This is a genomic window from Pararhizobium sp. DWP3-4 (genome assembly GCF_049898205.1).
Taxonomy (GTDB): domain Bacteria; phylum Pseudomonadota; class Alphaproteobacteria; order Rhizobiales; family Rhizobiaceae; genus Pararhizobium.
The window spans coordinates 252,625-267,914 of sequence record NZ_JAFCXF010000005.1; the positions used below are offsets into that span (position 1 = coordinate 252,625).

The window sequence follows — 15,290 nt, forward strand, 5'->3', positions numbered from 1 at the left end:
CTTACCCTTCGTAGCGGCCAGCGCGCAGCGGCGTGCACGACGAGGCAGGTGCCAGACACTCATCGCAGATGCCGCAACCATCGTCGTCTATCAATTCGCTCGGGCGCTGGCAGCATATACAAGTACGCGTATGAGCCCGGTCGCCAGAATGTTTCGGAGGAATGATCTCGACTGCCGCGTCGAACACAAAATCAGCTACAAGTTCCGCCATCTCGCCGCTCCATCAGTGTGGTGCAAATGAGATAGGAGCGCCAATTGCTGACGACAAGGTCAGGCCATTGAATGCCTTGTTAAAATCCGTAGTCCGTTCACTTGGCCAGTCTCTCGCCACTCAACTTCAAAACGACCACGACACCCTTGGGCGACCAGTCGTATGCAATCGATCCTCCCAACTGTCCGGAGACACTTCGGTTGAGCAGCCTGCTTCCATAGCCCTGCGCGCCGTCTGGATCTTCAACGGCAGGCCCGCCGCGTTCCGTCCAGGTCAACATCACTTCGTCGTCCTCGGTCGAGCCCGAAAGATCCAACGTCCCCGTGTCGACGGAAAGCGCACCATACTTCATGGAATTGGTCGCGAGTTCGTGGAAAACCAGTGCCAATGCGGTTGCAGCGGCTTCGCCCACGCCCATGCGGGGCACGGCGACCCTGATACGTCCTTTGAACGCCCCCAGATCCTCATAGGGCGACAGCAGGACGGACAACAGGTCGCCCAGCAAGGTGGCGTGCCCCTGCCCGCCCGGAATTGGGCGTACGAGATCATGCGCCCGGCCAAGGGCAGCCAGTCGTCCGGTAAGCTCCTTCGCCATTTCCTTGGCGGTGGTGGTCGATTGCGAGGTGATATTGGTGAGACCCATGGCGATGGCCAAAAGGTTCTTGACCCGATGGCTCATCTCGCCGGCGAGCAGTTCGTTGCCCTCTTCAGCTTGCTTGCGTCCGGTGACATCCAAGAACACCCCGAACATCTGGCCGTTGTGGAGCGCGGCGTCGTCGCCCAGACCGCGTGCGGAAATCCACCGAATTTCGTCTGCCACCAGAATGCGGAAATCGATCTCGTAGGCGCCAACGATCCCGCGCGTCGCTGTAAATGCAGCCCGTACGCGATCCCGGTCGGAAGGATGAATGTGGGCCGAGAGGTCTTCGAATTTCACTTCACCGCTTTTGACAAGACCCCACAGCTTGAAGGCCTGCTCGTCCATTGCAAAACGATCGTTGGTGACGTCCCATGACCAAAGCGCCACCCCCGCCGCATGGATGGCGCGACGCAGGTTCTCTGGTTTCCAAAGAGGATGGTGTGGGTCGCTGAATGGCATCGCGGCGTCTCCAAGAATATTTGTTTCACTTACTATCCCAGGAGCCAAAAGACTATCCTTTCTCGTCGATTTCAAAGCGAGATCGACTGTGTTCAGACGAGTGCGACAACGGCCATTTTCGCGACTTCACTCCAGATCTAAGCGAGAGAGGCCGCCTGAGGCTTGGACTGCTGGTCCAGCGCTCTCGAAGGGGAGCGTCTATTATGCCGTTGCTTCTTCTAACCCGCCGCCACCATCTCCCTGATGGCATTAATAACGCGGGCGTGATCGTACGGCTTGCTGAAGAACCGGCCATGAACTGGCAGCAGTTCGTCGCTCAACTGCCGGTGGCCTGATGTTACGATAATCTGCACCGGTGGCCACCGATCGCGCACCGCCGCTGCCAGTTTTAACCCATCCATTGTGCCCGGCATGTCAATGTCGGTAAACATGAGCTTGATGTCCGGGCTGGAATTCAGCAGAGCTATAGCTTCGTCCGCATTCGATGCTTCGTGCACCTTGAAGCCCTCGTCCTCCAAGAATGCGGCAATATCCATTCGGATGAGCAACTCATCTTCGACAACAAGCACCGTGATCCCATTATAAGCCATCCCTCACCATCCCATGCCCTTTTGTGCCGCAGTATGTCTTTTTTTAATAAGCTGGACGAACACGGGTAACGCGCGGGACCTTAAAATGATCCGGCGGTCCGGCGATGTTTCGATGAAACCGGACCACCGCGCTCAATGAAGGATGTTGTCACGCAGAATAGTACATGCCGGTGCATTGCCTTGGCGTGCGGCAATATGCACCGCAACCACTATGAAGACGGGAGAAGCGCTAGCATTTGAGCCACATCCGTTCGTGGAGTTTGGCCTGTGCGAAAACTAAAAGTTGACGGGCTCCGATAAACAGCGTATGTCTGTGTTCGTCGATATTTTCTTGCTGAGCTTTGGTTATTGCGCGATTAGCACCGCGCCCTGAACGAACCCTCCCTTTAAAACAATCGCTATCATCATCCGCAGCGTTTTCGCGCCGCGGTCACTTATATTGCTATGAAAGGGTTCATCATGACCACTGGCACAGTTAAATGGTTCAATTCCACCAAAGGCTTCGGCTTCATTCAGCCTGACAACGGCGGCGCTGATGCCTTCGTTCACATTTCTGCCGTCGAGCGCGCTGGAATGCGCGAAATCGTAGAAGGCCAGAAGATCGGCTTCGACCTCGAGCGCGACAACAAGTCGGGCAAGATGTCTGCTTGCAACCTGCAGGCCGTATAATCGGTTACTGCTTTCCTTTGACCACGGATGTACTGGCACTGTTGAAAGCAAACGACCAAGCGAGGTCAGGCAGATTGCCTGGCCTTTTTTTGTGCCTGACCGCCGTGCGGTACGCGCTGGCTGGCGATACAGCCGGCTGTGACAGGAGGATTCGATGACGGACCAAGCCAACGAGCTTCAAGCAATCAATACCGCATGGCAGATCGCCATTCAGGAAATCCTGAGGATGGTCGTCCGGGACCTGTACAAGTCTGGAGACGAGGCGTCTTTCAGTGCGCATATCAAACGCATCGAAGAGGCAGCAGTCGATAGCATCTACACTGGGCTGATGCTGCGCGGCACGGACGAATGGACCGAAGTTCTGGTCAAGGAAAAGGCGAGCAATTTCGTGACGACGCTCTTGACCTCGTTCACCTACGATCGGGTCTGACGGGCTCGCTGGCGCCTTGCCGTCGCTTGCCGCCGATGATCGCGCATAGGCCGGCAGGCTCTCAGGCCCGGCTTCAATCGCATTCCGGGGATGCTGCAGACCCGCACCTCCGAAGCGGGGTAAATCTAGGTCCCGCGCCCTATATGAGAACGTGTTCCTCACGCCAACGTCAATTCGATCGAGGCCGACAGATCCGCAGCGCGTCACGCTTACGATGTTCTCGATACGACCCGGCAGTTCTTCAAGGCGGAGGTCGGTCTCGGCGTCCGATCGACACCGCTTGAGACGGCGTTCCGTTTCCACGCCCTGCGTGAAGACGACATGCTGGTCATTCTCGATGCGGCCAAGGATGCCCGGCTGGACTGCAACTGACGCCCGTCAGACTACCGTTCCCAGCAGGCTTTATGGAAAACAGACACTTACACGATTTGTCACCCGAGTTTTTTTCGGAAAACCTCAGACTTTCGTGGTCAACTTTGCAAAATCATCCGTTAGCTCTTTTGAGGGAGCGGGGCACCGCAGGTCGACAACTCCGGAGCGATTTAGCATCTCCATGAAAGGATGTTCACGCCTAAGGAGGCTCCACCTTCCATGCTCCGCCTCAAAAGTGATTGCTGCCGCGGCACGGCTCCTTATCGCCTCGTAGCGCTCGCCGAAATTTCCGCGTGTCACGTTGGCGAAAATGGGGTCCGAAATTTCGAATCCCAGCTGGAGTTCAGGTATTGCTCCGCATTCCTCGTCAAAAAGTAGTGATTCCGACTATGTCGTTCAAACGTTCATCGTCCGCATCGCGGCGTTCGCCAGCGGGACGTTGCGTTCTAACCGATGCTGTTTGGGACATTGTCATCTTAATCGTTTCAAGAGTGACGGATGATATGGCCGGCGCAAGTTAGCGTTGTCTGCTGCGGTTGGCCGCAAGTACCGGGTCGCCCGCTCAGCATTTCGGGGACCAAACACGAAGGGCGCTCGATCCTTTTCTGGAGAGCACCCTTCGCAGACCGGATAGCATGGCGCGCGACGAAGTCACTGCGGCAAGCCATCGAAACGGGTGATGGCCCGTAGATGTGATCGCATCACCCCGATTTCACGGCCTTTGGTGAACATTCGTCAGCCCGTAACAGAGGCTATGTGATATCGGACTGATGACATCCTGTTCTCTGGTTCGACGAGGTTTCCATCCGGTAGGGCTAGAAAGTAGGCCCGCCCGCCCTCAATGTCGGCTGCGATATAGCGACTCAGGGAGGCGCTTTGTCTTTTACCAGGAGTTCCAGCGTCCGCGCATCGGCCTCGCCGCCAAAATAAAGTTCGATCGCCGTCCGGAACGGCTCGGGATCGTTGGCCGTCTCCCGAAACAGCGTCATTGACGAGTGCAGTTTCACATCGTCGGGAGAACCGAATATCTCATGGGCAGTCCGATTTCGCACAGCGTTAATCGTGCGGGTGCAGTGGACAAGACGGTCGCCGAGCAACGGGTGGGCGAGATATGCATGGGCCTCGTCCAGCCCGGATATGGCAAACCGGATCGCGGTTGGAGAATGGCCCAGACCAGCGAGCTGCGGGAAGATGAACCACATCCAGTGGCTTTGTTTGCGGCCCTTCTCCAATTCGCAAAGGGCTGTGTCATAGGCAGATGCCTGTGCCTCGATGAAGCGTAAGAGGTGATAGGGGTCGCTCATGGGTTTACTCCAAGCCCGATAAAGAGCTGTGCAATGCTACGGCGCGCGGTCCGCAGATACTACCATTTCTAATGTATCTCGGAGAATTGAATCAAGGAAACATCCAAGTGCATTGCGCTCCGAGGCCGCCAAGGGGAGGCCTCGGGCTGCCAGAATTACAAACCGCGCTTAGGGTAACCGTTGGAGGACGATGTCGTAACCGCACAAGCGGAGATCCGGCATCGGAGGCGTGACAGGGCCGTGACATCTCTGATTTCCAAAATTCATCAAGTTGCGTCATGATGGTATCTGACAGCCTGGAAATTTAGCGAAAGCAAAAACAGGGGAAGGTTTTTAGGATGCCGAATACAAAAGAGGCCGAACTTTCACGGCTTGCTGAAGATTTCTACCAGGCCGCTTTGGATGGCGGGAGATGGAAACCGGCCATGGCGAGGCTGAGAAAGATCGCCAACGGCTCGAAGGTTCATTTTGCGCGCGTACGCTCCAACGGTGATTGGCAACACTTTCACAGGGACTGCGATCCTTACTACCAGGCGACGTTCCTTGAACCGCAGCTCAAAAATCCCTTTCTGCCATATCTGACCGAGGTTGGTTCACTGACTGTATTCACCGACCAGTCGGTGATGCCAAAACATGAATTCCGCAAGACGGCGCTGTTCAACGAATGGTACCTGCCTCAAGGCGACCATAGCAGCATCGTCTGCAAGGTCTCCGTTGCCGGCAACCTTGGTGTCCTAGCCGTTCAGCGAGGTGGATCACAGCCGGACTTTGACGACCGGGACATATCCCTTTTTCGGGCACTGGCCCCCGTCATGGCCCGGGCAGCCGAATTTCATGTCCGGTTCGGCCACATAGCGAACAAGAACGAGACACTCGGCGGCGGCGCGGTGGGTCAAATCGTGGTCGATGGCTTGGGCAGGGTGTTGACCATGAACGCCAGCGCCGAGACACTTCTTGCCCGACCCGGGAATGATCTGGTACTGGCACACGGGCGTCTTTCGGCCGCCGGCTCTGCGAGCGGGGAAGCCTTGCGAAAAGAGATCTCTCTTGTTTGTGGAGCCGGTGGACAAAACCAGCGCACGAGTGGCGACATCCTGATCCGATGCCTGGCCACGGGACTACCGCGCCTGGCTTTGACGATCGTTCCCTTTGTTTCGGAAATGTCGTCGGATCTGCCGGTTGCGCGAGCGGCCCTTATCCTCGTCCAAGACCTTTCTCCAAGCGTGGCACCAGGCTTCTCGCAGCACCTGCGTGGGTTGTTCGAACTGACGCAAAAGGAAGCCGAACTTGGAGCGGTCCTCGTGTCGGGACATTCCCTGCAACATTACGCGTCTGAGCACCGGGTATCGTATGAAACCGCCCGCACCCACTTGCGCAATATCTTTCTGAAGACAGCCACTTCGCGCCAGGGCGAACTCGTGGCTCTCCTCAACCGCGTCATGCGGGTCTCCCACTACGCCACTTGAGGATGCAGTGCGGGCCGAACCGTCCCCCAGACATTGCCGCATCTGTGTCCTCATCTCTGCAAAAGCGTGAGCCTAGTCTGCGCGTCAAACAGATGCGGCAGGTCGTTGACGGTCTTGCCACCGATAATCACATCGCCACCGGAACTATCTTCAAGCGCGGCGTCAAATCTCCCCATCATTCATCAGAATCTGCAGTTTCACGTCGGAGGGAATGGCCGCCACCGCGCGATCGAACGCCTTGATACTGTCCTTGAAATCGAATGTGCCGGTAATCAGCGGCTTTAGGTCCACTTTTCCCGATGCGATCAGGGCCAAAGCCCGATCGAAGATGTTGGCATAGCGGAATACCGTTTCGATCCGGACCTCCTTGGAGATCGCACCGGGCACGTCGAATGCGACCGGTTCGACCGGCAATCCGACCAGAACGACCGCGCCACCGGGCCGGACGAGATCGAAGATGCCGTTGAACGCCTTGGGGCTGCCGCTTGCCTCGAACACCAGATCCGCACCCCAGCCTGCGGTTTCCCGCTGCACGACGTCCGCGAAGGATTGATCCGCGATATTGACCGGCGCGATGCCTGGATATCGGCCAGCGATGGCAAGCTTTTCGGCACTGAAATCCGCTATCAACACCCGGCTGCAGCCGCCGGCCAGAGCCGCCAGCGCCACCATGATGCCGATCGGCCCGCAGCCGATGACGGCGGCAACATCCCCCGGCGCAATACGTGCCCGCGCCGCCGCCTGCATGCCGATGGCAAAAGGCTCGACCATCGCACCTTCCGCAAAGGAGACATTGTCCGGCAGCCTGTAGGTGAAGGCAGCCGGATGCACGGCATAGGGCGTTAGGATGCCGTGGATCGGGGGCGTCGCCCAGAAGCGGACATCCGGATCGACATTGTAGAGGCCGAGCTTTGACGCCCGTGAGGACAGATCCGGCACGCCGGGTTCCATGCAAACGCGGTCCCCGACGGCCAGATCGCGGACATTGCTGCCGATCTCGACGATCGTTCCGGCCGCCTCATGGCCAAGCACCATGGGTTGGCGCAGCACATAGGGACCGATGGCACCATGCGTATAGTAGTGCACGTCGCTGCCGCAGACGCCGACGGTGTGAATGGCGATCTTGACGTCATCGGCACCTACATCCAGTGGAAGATCGATCTCCCGCAGTTTGAGCACGCCTTTTTGCTCGAGAACCAACGCTTTCATTGTATATTCCTTTGAATTTTCAGGATGTCTTGCGCTTGAAGATACTGTTGAGCATGCCGCTGAGACCGCCGATGAACAGAGGCGGTATCGACAATAGCACGACCGGGGCATTGAGAATGCCCCATGGCACGTTGCGCCCCAGTTGGGTGAGCTTCGAAGCCACGATCGGAAGCGTCTCGGACGCGGTCAGCATCAGCGCAATCAGGAAGCCGTTCCAGACCGAAACAAAGCTGAAGGCGACCGCCCCGATCAGCGCCAGCAAGGTGATCGGCAGGGCGATGAGGAAGGTGGATTGGCCAGCGGACCGCCCATTCGGTAACGTGTAAAGTGGGATAGGCAGCAGGTCCGACGGCTGCCGTGCCGCCTCAATTGATTGCCTGGGCGGCCCTCGGGAAAGGGGCAGGCTTTCGCGTTCTAGCTCCGCTTCTCGCCGACACGGGCGAGAACAAAATCGTGCTCGACCTCCCAGAAGTCCCCGCCGAATTGGTAAGCAATGGCGCGATCCGGATCGTGCGTGCGCTTGAAGTCGGCCAGCAGGCTTTCCTTGACGCCGAACACCGCGTCCGAATTGATATAGGGATCGTCAGGATCGAAGATGTGGGTGATCAGCGTTTCGAAGCCATCGGCCTTGATGATGTAGTGCAGGTGGGCGGGCCGGTTCGGGTGGCGGCCAAGATGATCGAGCATCTGGCCGACCGGGCCGTCGTTAGGGATTGGATAGTATTTCGGTTTCACGGCACGGAACCAGTAATGGCCGTCGGTGCCGGTGCGGAAGACGCCGCGCAGGTTGAAGTTGGGCTGGATGCCTTGCTGCTGCACATCGTAGAAGCCCTCGTCATTGGCCTGCCAGACGTCGATCACGGCGTCCTTGATCGGTTGCCCCGCCGTGTCGAGAATGCGGCCGCCGATCACCATGTCTTCGCCTTTGGCATCGAGGCAGATATTGGCGCCCATCTCCAGCTCCGGCGCGCCGTCGACATGGAATGGCCCAAGCACCGTGCTTTCGGATGCTCCCGATGGCTTGCGGTTGTTGATGGCGTCCACCAGCATCGAGACACCCAACGAATCCGACAGCAGGATGAACTCCTGCCGCCACTCGTTGCACATCTGTCCGGTGCGTGTCAGGAACAGGATCGCCTGCATCCATTCGTCCTGGGTCGGCTCGATCTCCTTGACCGCCTCATGCAGCTTGCGCGTCACCACTTCCATGATCTGCTTCAGCCGTGCATCCTGGGCGTTCTTGTTGCGGCCGGTGACGACCTCGACGGAGTTCTGTTCGGTGAAGAAACCGTTTTCGTGTGCGTCGATCATCGTCCTACTTCCCCAGAACAGCGGTCAGCACGCGGCGCAGTTCGGCGGCCGGATCATCGACCATCGCCACGCTGCGCCAGGCAACGTGATGATCCGGGCGGACCAGCAGCAATCCACCGTCGCGGATTTCACGGATATTGGCCCAGTCACCGGTAAAATCCTGCCACTGCTGGCGCGGCCCGATGAGATGGGCGGCGATATCGATCCCGAACTCCTTGCCAAGGCTGCGGGCCGCATCGATCCAGCCCCGGCCGCCGATGCCGGTCAGCACCGTGAATTTGCCATGGCCGGCGAGATCGAGCGTCGAGACCTTCTCGCCGGTGACAGAGAACACCCAGGCATGCGGTAGCCGCGCGCCCGGCCAGCTCGTCTGCTGGCAATGCAGCTCCGGATCCTTGGTGAAGGCCGGCTCCTCCTGCCCGTCGGTGATCGCCGCAGCAGAGCGGTAGCGCTGGTTCATCTCGACGCCGTGACAATCGAACTCGTAGACCTTGTCGGCAATGGCCTTGCGGATTGCCGCACGCTGCTCTTCGGAGGCGACCGTGTTATTGCAACGGGCATCCATGTTCTGCTGCATCTTCACCGGGTCGATGGAATCCAAGAGACCGAGTGCCTTGAAGATCGGGCCGAACTCCTCGATCGACTTGTTGGCGCGGGTAACGATCTGCTTGGCGACCGGGGCGCGTTCGGCCTGATAGCTGTCGAGCAGTTTGGGGCCAGCGGTCCCCTTGAGGACGAAAGCCAGCTTCCAGGCGAGGTTGAAGGCATCTTGGATCGAGGTGTTGGAACCGAGCCCGTTCGACGGCGGATGGCGGTGGATGGCATCGCCCATGCAGAAGACGCGGCCGTTGGACAGCGTGGTTGCGTACATGTTGTTGACGGTCCAGGTCGAGACCGACTTGATGGTCATTTCGAGATCCGGGTCGCCGACGAGATCGCGCACCACCTTTTTCGCATGGGCTTCATCGACTGCAGGGGCCGGCTGGTTGATGTCATAGCCCCAGACGATCAGCCACTCGTCCCATGGCCGCACCATGCGCACCAGCCCCATGCCGATGCCGCCGACATCGGCGCCAGGCTGCAACACCCAATAGAGCACCGACGGCCGGTGGGCGACGAGGCGCGAAAGGTCCGCCTTGAACAGGATGTTCATCGAACCGGCGACACCCATCTTGCCCTCGAACGACAGGCCCGCATGTTCCGCTACCTTGGAATTGCCGCCATCGGCGCCGACAAGATATTTTGAGCGGACGGTGAACGCCTTGCCGGTCAACCGGTCGAGGCAGGTCGTCGTCACGCCCACTTCATCCTGCACATGGCTCAGATATTCCGTCGACATGCGCGGCTGGCTGCCGCGCGAGCAAGCCGTCTTGAACAGGAGTGGTTCCATGAAGGTCTGCGGCAGGTCGTTCATATGGGTCGGTGACGACAGCTGGTGCTCAGCGCGCGATAGCGGGTGTTTGCCCCAGCTCTTCATCCGGCCGATTTCCTCGCCGGTGAGCGAGGTGCAGAAGACGTTCTCGCCCATCAGATCCTGTTCGGCGGCGAACATATAGGCTTCGTCCTCCACGTCGCGTCCGAGATCGCGCAACACTTCCATGGTACGCTGGTTGGTGATGTGGGCACGCGGGGTGCTGGCGAGCCAGCGGTAGCGGTTGATCACCAGGTTTTCGATCCCATAGGAGGAAAGCAGGGCGGCGGTGGCAGAGCCCGCCGGGCCGGTGCCGATGATGAGGATGTCGGTGGTAATGTCAGCCATGAGGCCCTCCCTTATGCGTGAGATTGAGCGGTCCGCCCTTGAGAACGCGGCGAACCGGGAAAAGCTGGATGCCGGTGCGAGTGGAGAACAATCCCCAGAGGCCGCGCGGTGCAAAAAGCATGATGGCGATGCCGAGCAGACCCAGCACCAGCAGATACCAGGAGCCATAGTCGGCGAGCAGATTCTGCAAGAGAAAGAAGATGATGACGCCGAGGATCGGGCCTTCAATGGTGCCAATGCCGCCGATCACGACGATGAAGATGACATAGGCTGTCCAGTCGGTAACCGAGAAGGCGGCGTCCGGAGAGATGCGCGCCTTCTGCACGTAGATCAGCGCCCCGGCGACACCTGTGATGAAGGCGGTTGCGAGATAGACAAGTGTCTTCATCCGCCGCGCATCGACACCGACGGCCCGGGCCGCCTGTTCGTTGTCACGGACGGCGGCAAGCCCGAGACCCTGCTTGCTGCGCAGCAGTCCATAGATGAAGCCGATGGTGGCAATGACGAGGATCAGCGCCAGCCAATAGGTCAGGGCGTCGCCTGCCTGTGACGCCTTCATGCCGAAGAGATCACGCATCCATGCGACACCCATCATGTCGCGGGTCGCATCGCGCGGCAGCGATGTGCCTGTGCCGCCGCCAAGCGCCTTCCATTGCGCCAGCAGCAAGCGCACCACTTCGGCCACCACCCAGGTGCCGATGGCGAAATAGGGGCCATAAAGCCGGAAAGTGAAGAACGCGGTCGGGATGGCAAGCGCGACGGAAAACAGCCCGGCGATCAGAATGGCCACGACCGGATCGGCGCCAAAGAGGATGACGGCGCCGAACATCGTATAGGCGCCAAAACCGACGAAAACCTGCTGACCGACCGAGATCAGCCCGGCATAACCGGCGAGCAGGTTCCAGTTCTGCGCCAGCACCAGCATGGTGAGGATGAAGAACAGGTCCTGAATGACGCCGCGTGACACAATGAAGGGCGCGGCAAAGGCTAGCACCAGGAGAGCGGCGACAGCTATAGCCGAATATGCGGATGTCCGAGTTCGCGTCTCGACGGTGAAGGAGGGAATGGCCATGGTCATCGTCGCACCTCAATCGACCGCGCGCGGGAAAAGGCCGCGCGGCTTGAACAGAAGAACGGCAAGGAATGCCAGATGTCCGGCAAGGATCTGCCATTCGGGATTGATCGCCGCCCCCACCGTCTGCGCCACGCCGAGGATGATGCCACCGGCCAGCGTGCCCCAAAGAGAGCCGAGCCCGCCGATGATCACCGCCTCGAAGGCATAGATCAGCCGCGAGGGTCCGGAGGTCGGATCGAAGTTGGCGCGCGTGCCGAGATAGAGTGCGGCTATCGTCACCACGACCATGGCAAGCCCTGTTGCCATCGCGAAAATGCGCTGCGGCCGGATGCCCATCAGCCCGGCCGTGACCGGATCGTCCGACGTCGCCCGGAACGCCCGGCCAACGGAGGTACGGTAGATCAGCTGGTTGAGACAGACGATGACGGCAACGGCCGAAAAGAAGGTCATTAGAGGCATGATGCCAGCGGTGACGGGGCCGAGATTGACCGAGGCGCTCTCCAGACTGCCAGCGAAGATGCGGCGGCTATCGGCGGAAAAACTCTCGAGCAAGCCATTCTGGATGACGATCGACAGGCCGAAGGTAACGAGAAGTGGCGGCAGGATGTCCTTGCCCAGGGTGCGATTAAGCAGGAAATACTGCAGGCCCCAGCCAATGGCGAACATCAGCGGCATAGCGACGAGTGCGGCGATGAACGGGTTGAGCCCGAGTGTCGTCACCAGCACCAAAACGAGGAAGGCGGCAAGGACGATCAGGTCGCCATGTGCGAGATTGACCAGCCGCATGATGCCGAAGACGAGGCTCAAGCCTGCCGCGAACAGGGCATAAAGCCCGCCGAGCAGTACGCCCTGGAGAATGGTATCAAGCCAATTCATGATGGTCCGTCCCAAAATAGGCCCTGTGGATGTCGTCGCGGCTGAGATCGGCAGCACGGCCGGAGAGCGTCACCCGCCCCTCCATCATGCAATAGACACGGTCGGCCACCCTCAGTGCCTGTGCAATATCCTGCTCGACGATGACGATCGAGGCGCCGGTGTCTCGGATGCGCGGAAAGGCCGCGTAGATATCGCGCACCACAACCGGTGCCAGCCCGAGGCTGATCTCGTCGCAGAGCAGCACTTGCGGATTGGACATAAGCGCGCGGCCGATCGCCACCATTTGCTGCTGCCCGCCGGAGAGCGCCGTGGAGGGGTTGTTGCGCCGTTCCTTCAGGATCGGAAAGAGCGCGAAGACACTGTCAAGCGTCCACGGCCCGTCGATCCTTCGGCCATACCTTCCGATCAGCAGGTTTTCCTCGACGCTGAGAGACGGAAAGAGTTTTCGCCCTTCCGGCACCATCGCGATGCCGCACGCGAGGATATCCGGCGCCGCCAGCGCTCCGATCGGCTCGTCGCGAAAAAGGATCGACGCCGGTGCATTGGCAAGCACGCCCGAGATCGAGCGCATCAGCGTCGTCTTGCCCGCGCCGTTTGCACCGATGATGGCGATGGTTTCGCCGGCGCCGACCATGATATCGACGCCGAACAGCGCCTGGAAATCGCCGTAGGAGGCAGTCAGCCCTTTAGTCTCGATCAGTGCCATCAGATCTCGATCCCCAGGTAGATTTCGCGGACATCGCGCGATGCCATGATATCGTCGGGCTTGCCGATGCCGATGACCTTGCCGAAATGCAGCACCAGCAGACGTTCGACGACTGAATTCAATGCGTGCAGCACATGCTCGATCCAGATGACGGCGACGCCGCGGGCGTGAATGGCGCGGATGGTAGCGACCAGCGAGCGGCATTCGCCCTCGGTCAGTCCGCCGGCAATTTCATCGAGCAGCAGCAGCTTCGGCTCAGTCGCCAGCGCGCGGGCCAATTCCAGCCGCTTGCGCTGCAGAAGCGATAAGCCGCCGGCCAGCACATTCGCCTTGTCGATCAGCCCCGTATCCACGAGAATTTCGGCGCATCGGTCCGAAACGGCGGCCTCAGTCTGTCGCGAGCCGAAAGCCCCTGCCACCAGCAGGTTTTCAAACACCGTCAGTTTCTCGAACGGCTGCGGGATCTGGAATGTCCGGCCCATGCCGGACAGACAGCGCGCCATCGGCGGCGTGCGCGTCACATCGCTGCCGAGAAACCGGATGCTGCCGCTGTCGGCGGAAATATTGCCGGTGATCAAGTTGAACAGCGTCGATTTGCCGGCGCCGTTTGGCCCGATGATGCCCAACGCCTCGCCTTCGTTGACGGCAAAGCAGATCTGCTCGGCGACTGTCAGCGCGCCGAACTTCTTCGAGATCCCTTCAAGTTCAAGAATAGCCATGGTTCCGTTCCAGTCCGTTTGCCGCATTGCCTCTCACTTCCCGCTTTTCTCAGGAGATCAAATGGGAGTGGGGAGGCGCCGCTTCGTCGCTTCTCCCCGCAAGCGGGGAGAAGATGGCTGCCCTCTTGTTCGAAGGAGAGCCGGATGAGGGCTATGCGCTCACCCGATCGCTTCCATCTTTCCGCCGACCGGAATGTTCGGCGCCGTCTTGTTGTCGGTGATCACAAGATCATACCCGCCGCCGTCCTTCAGCCGCCATTGGCCGCCGACAAGCGGGGTCTTGGCGATGTTTTTGGCAGCAAACGGCGGCAGACCCTTGCCGTCCCACGCAATCGGTCCGACCAGCGTATCGAGCTTGGTGGCGGCGATCGCCTGCGCAACGACATCACCGTCGGTCGGATCGCCAGCGCGCTTCATCACGTCCACCGCCAGTTCGAAGAGGGCATGGGCAAAGCCGATCGGCTGCGTCCAGGGCCGGCTTGTCGCCTTGGTGAAGGCTGCCGCCACCTGCGCAGCGCTCTCCCCCGTCAGCGACGACTTGAAGGGATGGCTCGGGGTCCACCAGACTTCCGACGAGAGATTATGTCCGGCATTGCCCAGCGCTTCCACCGTCTGCGGGAAGAGCAGTGCCTTGCCGATCGAGGCGATTTTTGGCGCAAAGCCCTGCTGCTTGGCCTGGTTCCAGAAGGTGGTGAAATCCGGCGGGATGACGACGCCGGTGATGATCTCGCACTGGCCGGACTTGAAGGCGTTGATCTGCGCGGAAAAATCGTCGGTCATGTTCTGGTAGCGCCCAGGATCTACCAGGCCGTAACCCATCTTTTCCAGGACAGGCGGGAAACCAACGGTCTTGTCGCCCCAGGCATTGCCGTCGCCGTCGTTGGGGAACAGCCCGCCGACCTTTTTGTTGGTCTCGATCTGCGCCCACATATTGGTGAAGACGGCGATGACGTCCTCCAGGCCCCAGAAAAAGTGATAGGCGTAGTTGAATGGTTTCCACGAGGCCGGGTCGCCCGGATTGCCCTGCTGGCCTATGAACCATGGCTGCCAGGGGGCGACCGTAGAAATGCACGGCATTTCCTCAGCCTCGCAGGTGGTCGCTACCGGATTGGTTGTTTCCGGCGTCGAGGCGACCAGAACGAGGTTTACCTCGTCATCGACGATCAGTTCTTTGGCGACCTCCGCCGCCCGGTTCGGATTGGACTGGCTGTCCTTGACGACGACCTCGTATTTGAGGCCCTTCGACTTGGTGGCTGCCAGGAAGCTGTCGATGACGAACTTGTCGGCCTCGCCGAACGCTGCAAGCGGTCCAGTCTGCGGACTGACATAGCCGAGCTTGATGGCCGCGCCTTGAGCGATCGCAGGGGCGGCAAGCCCGGATGTCGCTGCCAGTGCACCGGTTGCAGCCGTCGTCTTCAGAAAATCGCGTCTCGTAAACATGTTTCCTCCTCCCATTGTCCTCTCCTCCCAGAGATTGACGTGTCTGCGTTCAGT

The 15,290-nt window shown here is 59.7% G+C and carries 14 protein-coding genes and 1 pseudogene; 3 read left to right on the top strand and 12 right to left on the bottom strand.

Annotated features, from left to right (window positions below; all coding sequences use genetic code 11):
• Window positions 1-308: 308 nt before the first annotated feature.
• Together ACP7E6_RS15185 and ACP7E6_RS15190 are read right to left on the bottom strand one after the other, a co-directional pair.
• On the bottom strand, window positions 309-1,310 hold the full coding sequence (locus ACP7E6_RS15185) for a sensor histidine kinase (protein ID WP_426230763.1): 1,002 nt from the start codon (window positions 1,308-1,310) through the stop codon (window positions 309-311).
• Between the two features lie 218 nt (window positions 1,311-1,528).
• A complete protein-coding gene (locus ACP7E6_RS15190; protein WP_426230558.1) occupies window positions 1,529-1,900 on the bottom strand; it encodes a response regulator in 372 nt (123 codons plus the stop codon).
• A 459-nt stretch (window positions 1,901-2,359) separates the two neighbouring features.
• On the opposite strand from ACP7E6_RS15190, the gene ACP7E6_RS15195 reads away from it, so the two are divergent.
• Both ACP7E6_RS15195 and ACP7E6_RS15200 read left to right on the top strand, forming a co-directional pair.
• Window positions 2,360-2,569 (top strand): cold-shock protein, encoded by a 210-nt coding sequence (locus ACP7E6_RS15195; protein ID WP_027687039.1) that lies wholly within the window; start codon window positions 2,360-2,362, stop codon window positions 2,567-2,569.
• 154 nt (window positions 2,570-2,723) lie between these two features.
• Window positions 2,724-2,999, top strand: a complete 276-nt coding sequence (locus ACP7E6_RS15200; RefSeq protein WP_426230559.1) for a hypothetical protein — start codon at window positions 2,724-2,726, stop codon at window positions 2,997-2,999.
• A 1,235-nt stretch (window positions 3,000-4,234) separates the two neighbouring features.
• Here the strand turns inward: ACP7E6_RS15200 and ACP7E6_RS15205 are convergent.
• Complete coding sequence (locus tag ACP7E6_RS15205; RefSeq protein ID WP_426230560.1) at window positions 4,235-4,675, bottom strand: DUF1810 domain-containing protein; 441 nt, start codon at window positions 4,673-4,675, stop codon at window positions 4,235-4,237.
• A gap of 338 nt (window positions 4,676-5,013) precedes the next feature.
• Here ACP7E6_RS15205 and ACP7E6_RS15210 point away from each other — a divergent pair, with 338 nt between their 5' ends.
• Entirely contained in the window at window positions 5,014-6,141 is a 1,128-nt protein-coding gene (locus ACP7E6_RS15210) for a helix-turn-helix transcriptional regulator (RefSeq protein WP_426230562.1), read from the top strand.
• A 162-nt stretch (window positions 6,142-6,303) separates the two neighbouring features.
• On the opposite strand, the gene ACP7E6_RS15215 is transcribed toward ACP7E6_RS15210, so the two are convergent.
• The 9 genes and pseudogenes from ACP7E6_RS15215 to ACP7E6_RS15255 form a co-directional block, all read right to left on the bottom strand.
• Window positions 6,304-7,350 (bottom strand): NAD(P)-dependent alcohol dehydrogenase, encoded by a 1,047-nt coding sequence (locus ACP7E6_RS15215; RefSeq protein ID WP_426230563.1) that lies wholly within the window; start codon window positions 7,348-7,350, stop codon window positions 6,304-6,306.
• Window positions 7,351-7,369: 19 nt separating this feature from the next.
• Window positions 7,370-7,636 (bottom strand): annotated as a pseudogene (locus tag ACP7E6_RS15220) (carbohydrate ABC transporter permease); the annotation flags it as partial.
• A 128-nt stretch (window positions 7,637-7,764) separates the two neighbouring features.
• Window positions 7,765-8,658, bottom strand: a complete 894-nt coding sequence (locus tag ACP7E6_RS15225; RefSeq protein WP_426230764.1) for an intradiol ring-cleavage dioxygenase — start codon at window positions 8,656-8,658, stop codon at window positions 7,765-7,767.
• A gap of 7 nt (window positions 8,659-8,665) precedes the next feature.
• Window positions 8,666-10,420 carry an FAD-dependent oxidoreductase gene (locus ACP7E6_RS15230; RefSeq protein ID WP_426230565.1) on the bottom strand — a complete coding sequence of 585 codons (1,755 nt, stop codon included), beginning with the start codon at window positions 10,418-10,420 and terminating at the stop codon, window positions 8,666-8,668.
• The gene (locus tag ACP7E6_RS15235; RefSeq protein ID WP_426230566.1) at window positions 10,413-11,498 is read right to left on the bottom strand and encodes a branched-chain amino acid ABC transporter permease; all 1,086 of its coding nucleotides are present in this window, start codon (window positions 11,496-11,498) and stop codon (window positions 10,413-10,415) included. Before ACP7E6_RS15235 ends, ACP7E6_RS15230 begins: the two co-directional genes overlap by 8 nt.
• Before the next feature lie 9 nt (window positions 11,499-11,507).
• A complete protein-coding gene (locus tag ACP7E6_RS15240) occupies window positions 11,508-12,371 on the bottom strand; it encodes a branched-chain amino acid ABC transporter permease (protein ID WP_426230568.1) in 864 nt (287 codons plus the stop codon).
• Window positions 12,358-13,077 carry an ABC transporter ATP-binding protein gene (locus tag ACP7E6_RS15245; protein WP_426230570.1) on the bottom strand — a complete coding sequence of 240 codons (720 nt, stop codon included), beginning with the start codon at window positions 13,075-13,077 and terminating at the stop codon, window positions 12,358-12,360. The genes ACP7E6_RS15240 and ACP7E6_RS15245 overlap by 14 nt, the downstream gene beginning before the upstream one ends.
• Window positions 13,077-13,796: an ABC transporter ATP-binding protein gene (locus tag ACP7E6_RS15250; protein WP_426230572.1), complete on the bottom strand. Its 720-nt coding sequence runs from the start codon at window positions 13,794-13,796 to the stop codon at window positions 13,077-13,079. Before ACP7E6_RS15250 ends, ACP7E6_RS15245 begins: the two co-directional genes overlap by 1 nt.
• Window positions 13,797-13,955: 159 nt before the next feature.
• Window positions 13,956-15,236 carry an ABC transporter substrate-binding protein gene (locus ACP7E6_RS15255; protein WP_426230574.1) on the bottom strand — a complete coding sequence of 427 codons (1,281 nt, stop codon included), beginning with the start codon at window positions 15,234-15,236 and terminating at the stop codon, window positions 13,956-13,958.
• Window positions 15,237-15,290: the final 54 nt, after the last annotated feature.

Bases quoted from the DNA above. Each gene is read 5' to 3' on its own strand.
- ACP7E6_RS15185 (WP_426230763.1), bottom strand. From the start codon at position 1,310: ATGCCATTCAGCGACCCACACCATCCTCTTTGGAAACCAGAGAACCTG.
- ACP7E6_RS15190 (WP_426230558.1), bottom strand. From the start codon at position 1,900: ATGGCTTATAATGGGATCACGGTGCTTGTTGTCGAAGATGAGTTGCTC.
- ACP7E6_RS15195 (WP_027687039.1), top strand. From the start codon at position 2,360: ATGACCACTGGCACAGTTAAATGGTTCAATTCCACCAAAGGCTTCGGC.
- ACP7E6_RS15200 (WP_426230559.1), top strand. From the start codon at position 2,724: ATGACGGACCAAGCCAACGAGCTTCAAGCAATCAATACCGCATGGCAG.
- ACP7E6_RS15205 (WP_426230560.1), bottom strand. From the start codon at position 4,675: ATGAGCGACCCCTATCACCTCTTACGCTTCATCGAGGCACAGGCATCT.
- ACP7E6_RS15210 (WP_426230562.1), top strand. From the start codon at position 5,014: ATGCCGAATACAAAAGAGGCCGAACTTTCACGGCTTGCTGAAGATTTC.
- ACP7E6_RS15215 (WP_426230563.1), bottom strand. From the start codon at position 7,350: ATGAAAGCGTTGGTTCTCGAGCAAAAAGGCGTGCTCAAACTGCGGGAG.
- ACP7E6_RS15230 (WP_426230565.1), bottom strand. From the start codon at position 10,420: ATGGCTGACATTACCACCGACATCCTCATCATCGGCACCGGCCCGGCG.
- ACP7E6_RS15235 (WP_426230566.1), bottom strand. From the start codon at position 11,498: ATGACCATGGCCATTCCCTCCTTCACCGTCGAGACGCGAACTCGGACA.
- ACP7E6_RS15240 (WP_426230568.1), bottom strand. From the start codon at position 12,371: ATGAATTGGCTTGATACCATTCTCCAGGGCGTACTGCTCGGCGGGCTT.
- ACP7E6_RS15245 (WP_426230570.1), bottom strand. From the start codon at position 13,077: ATGGCACTGATCGAGACTAAAGGGCTGACTGCCTCCTACGGCGATTTC.
- ACP7E6_RS15250 (WP_426230572.1), bottom strand. From the start codon at position 13,796: ATGGCTATTCTTGAACTTGAAGGGATCTCGAAGAAGTTCGGCGCGCTG.
- ACP7E6_RS15255 (WP_426230574.1), bottom strand. From the start codon at position 15,236: ATGTTTACGAGACGCGATTTTCTGAAGACGACGGCTGCAACCGGTGCA.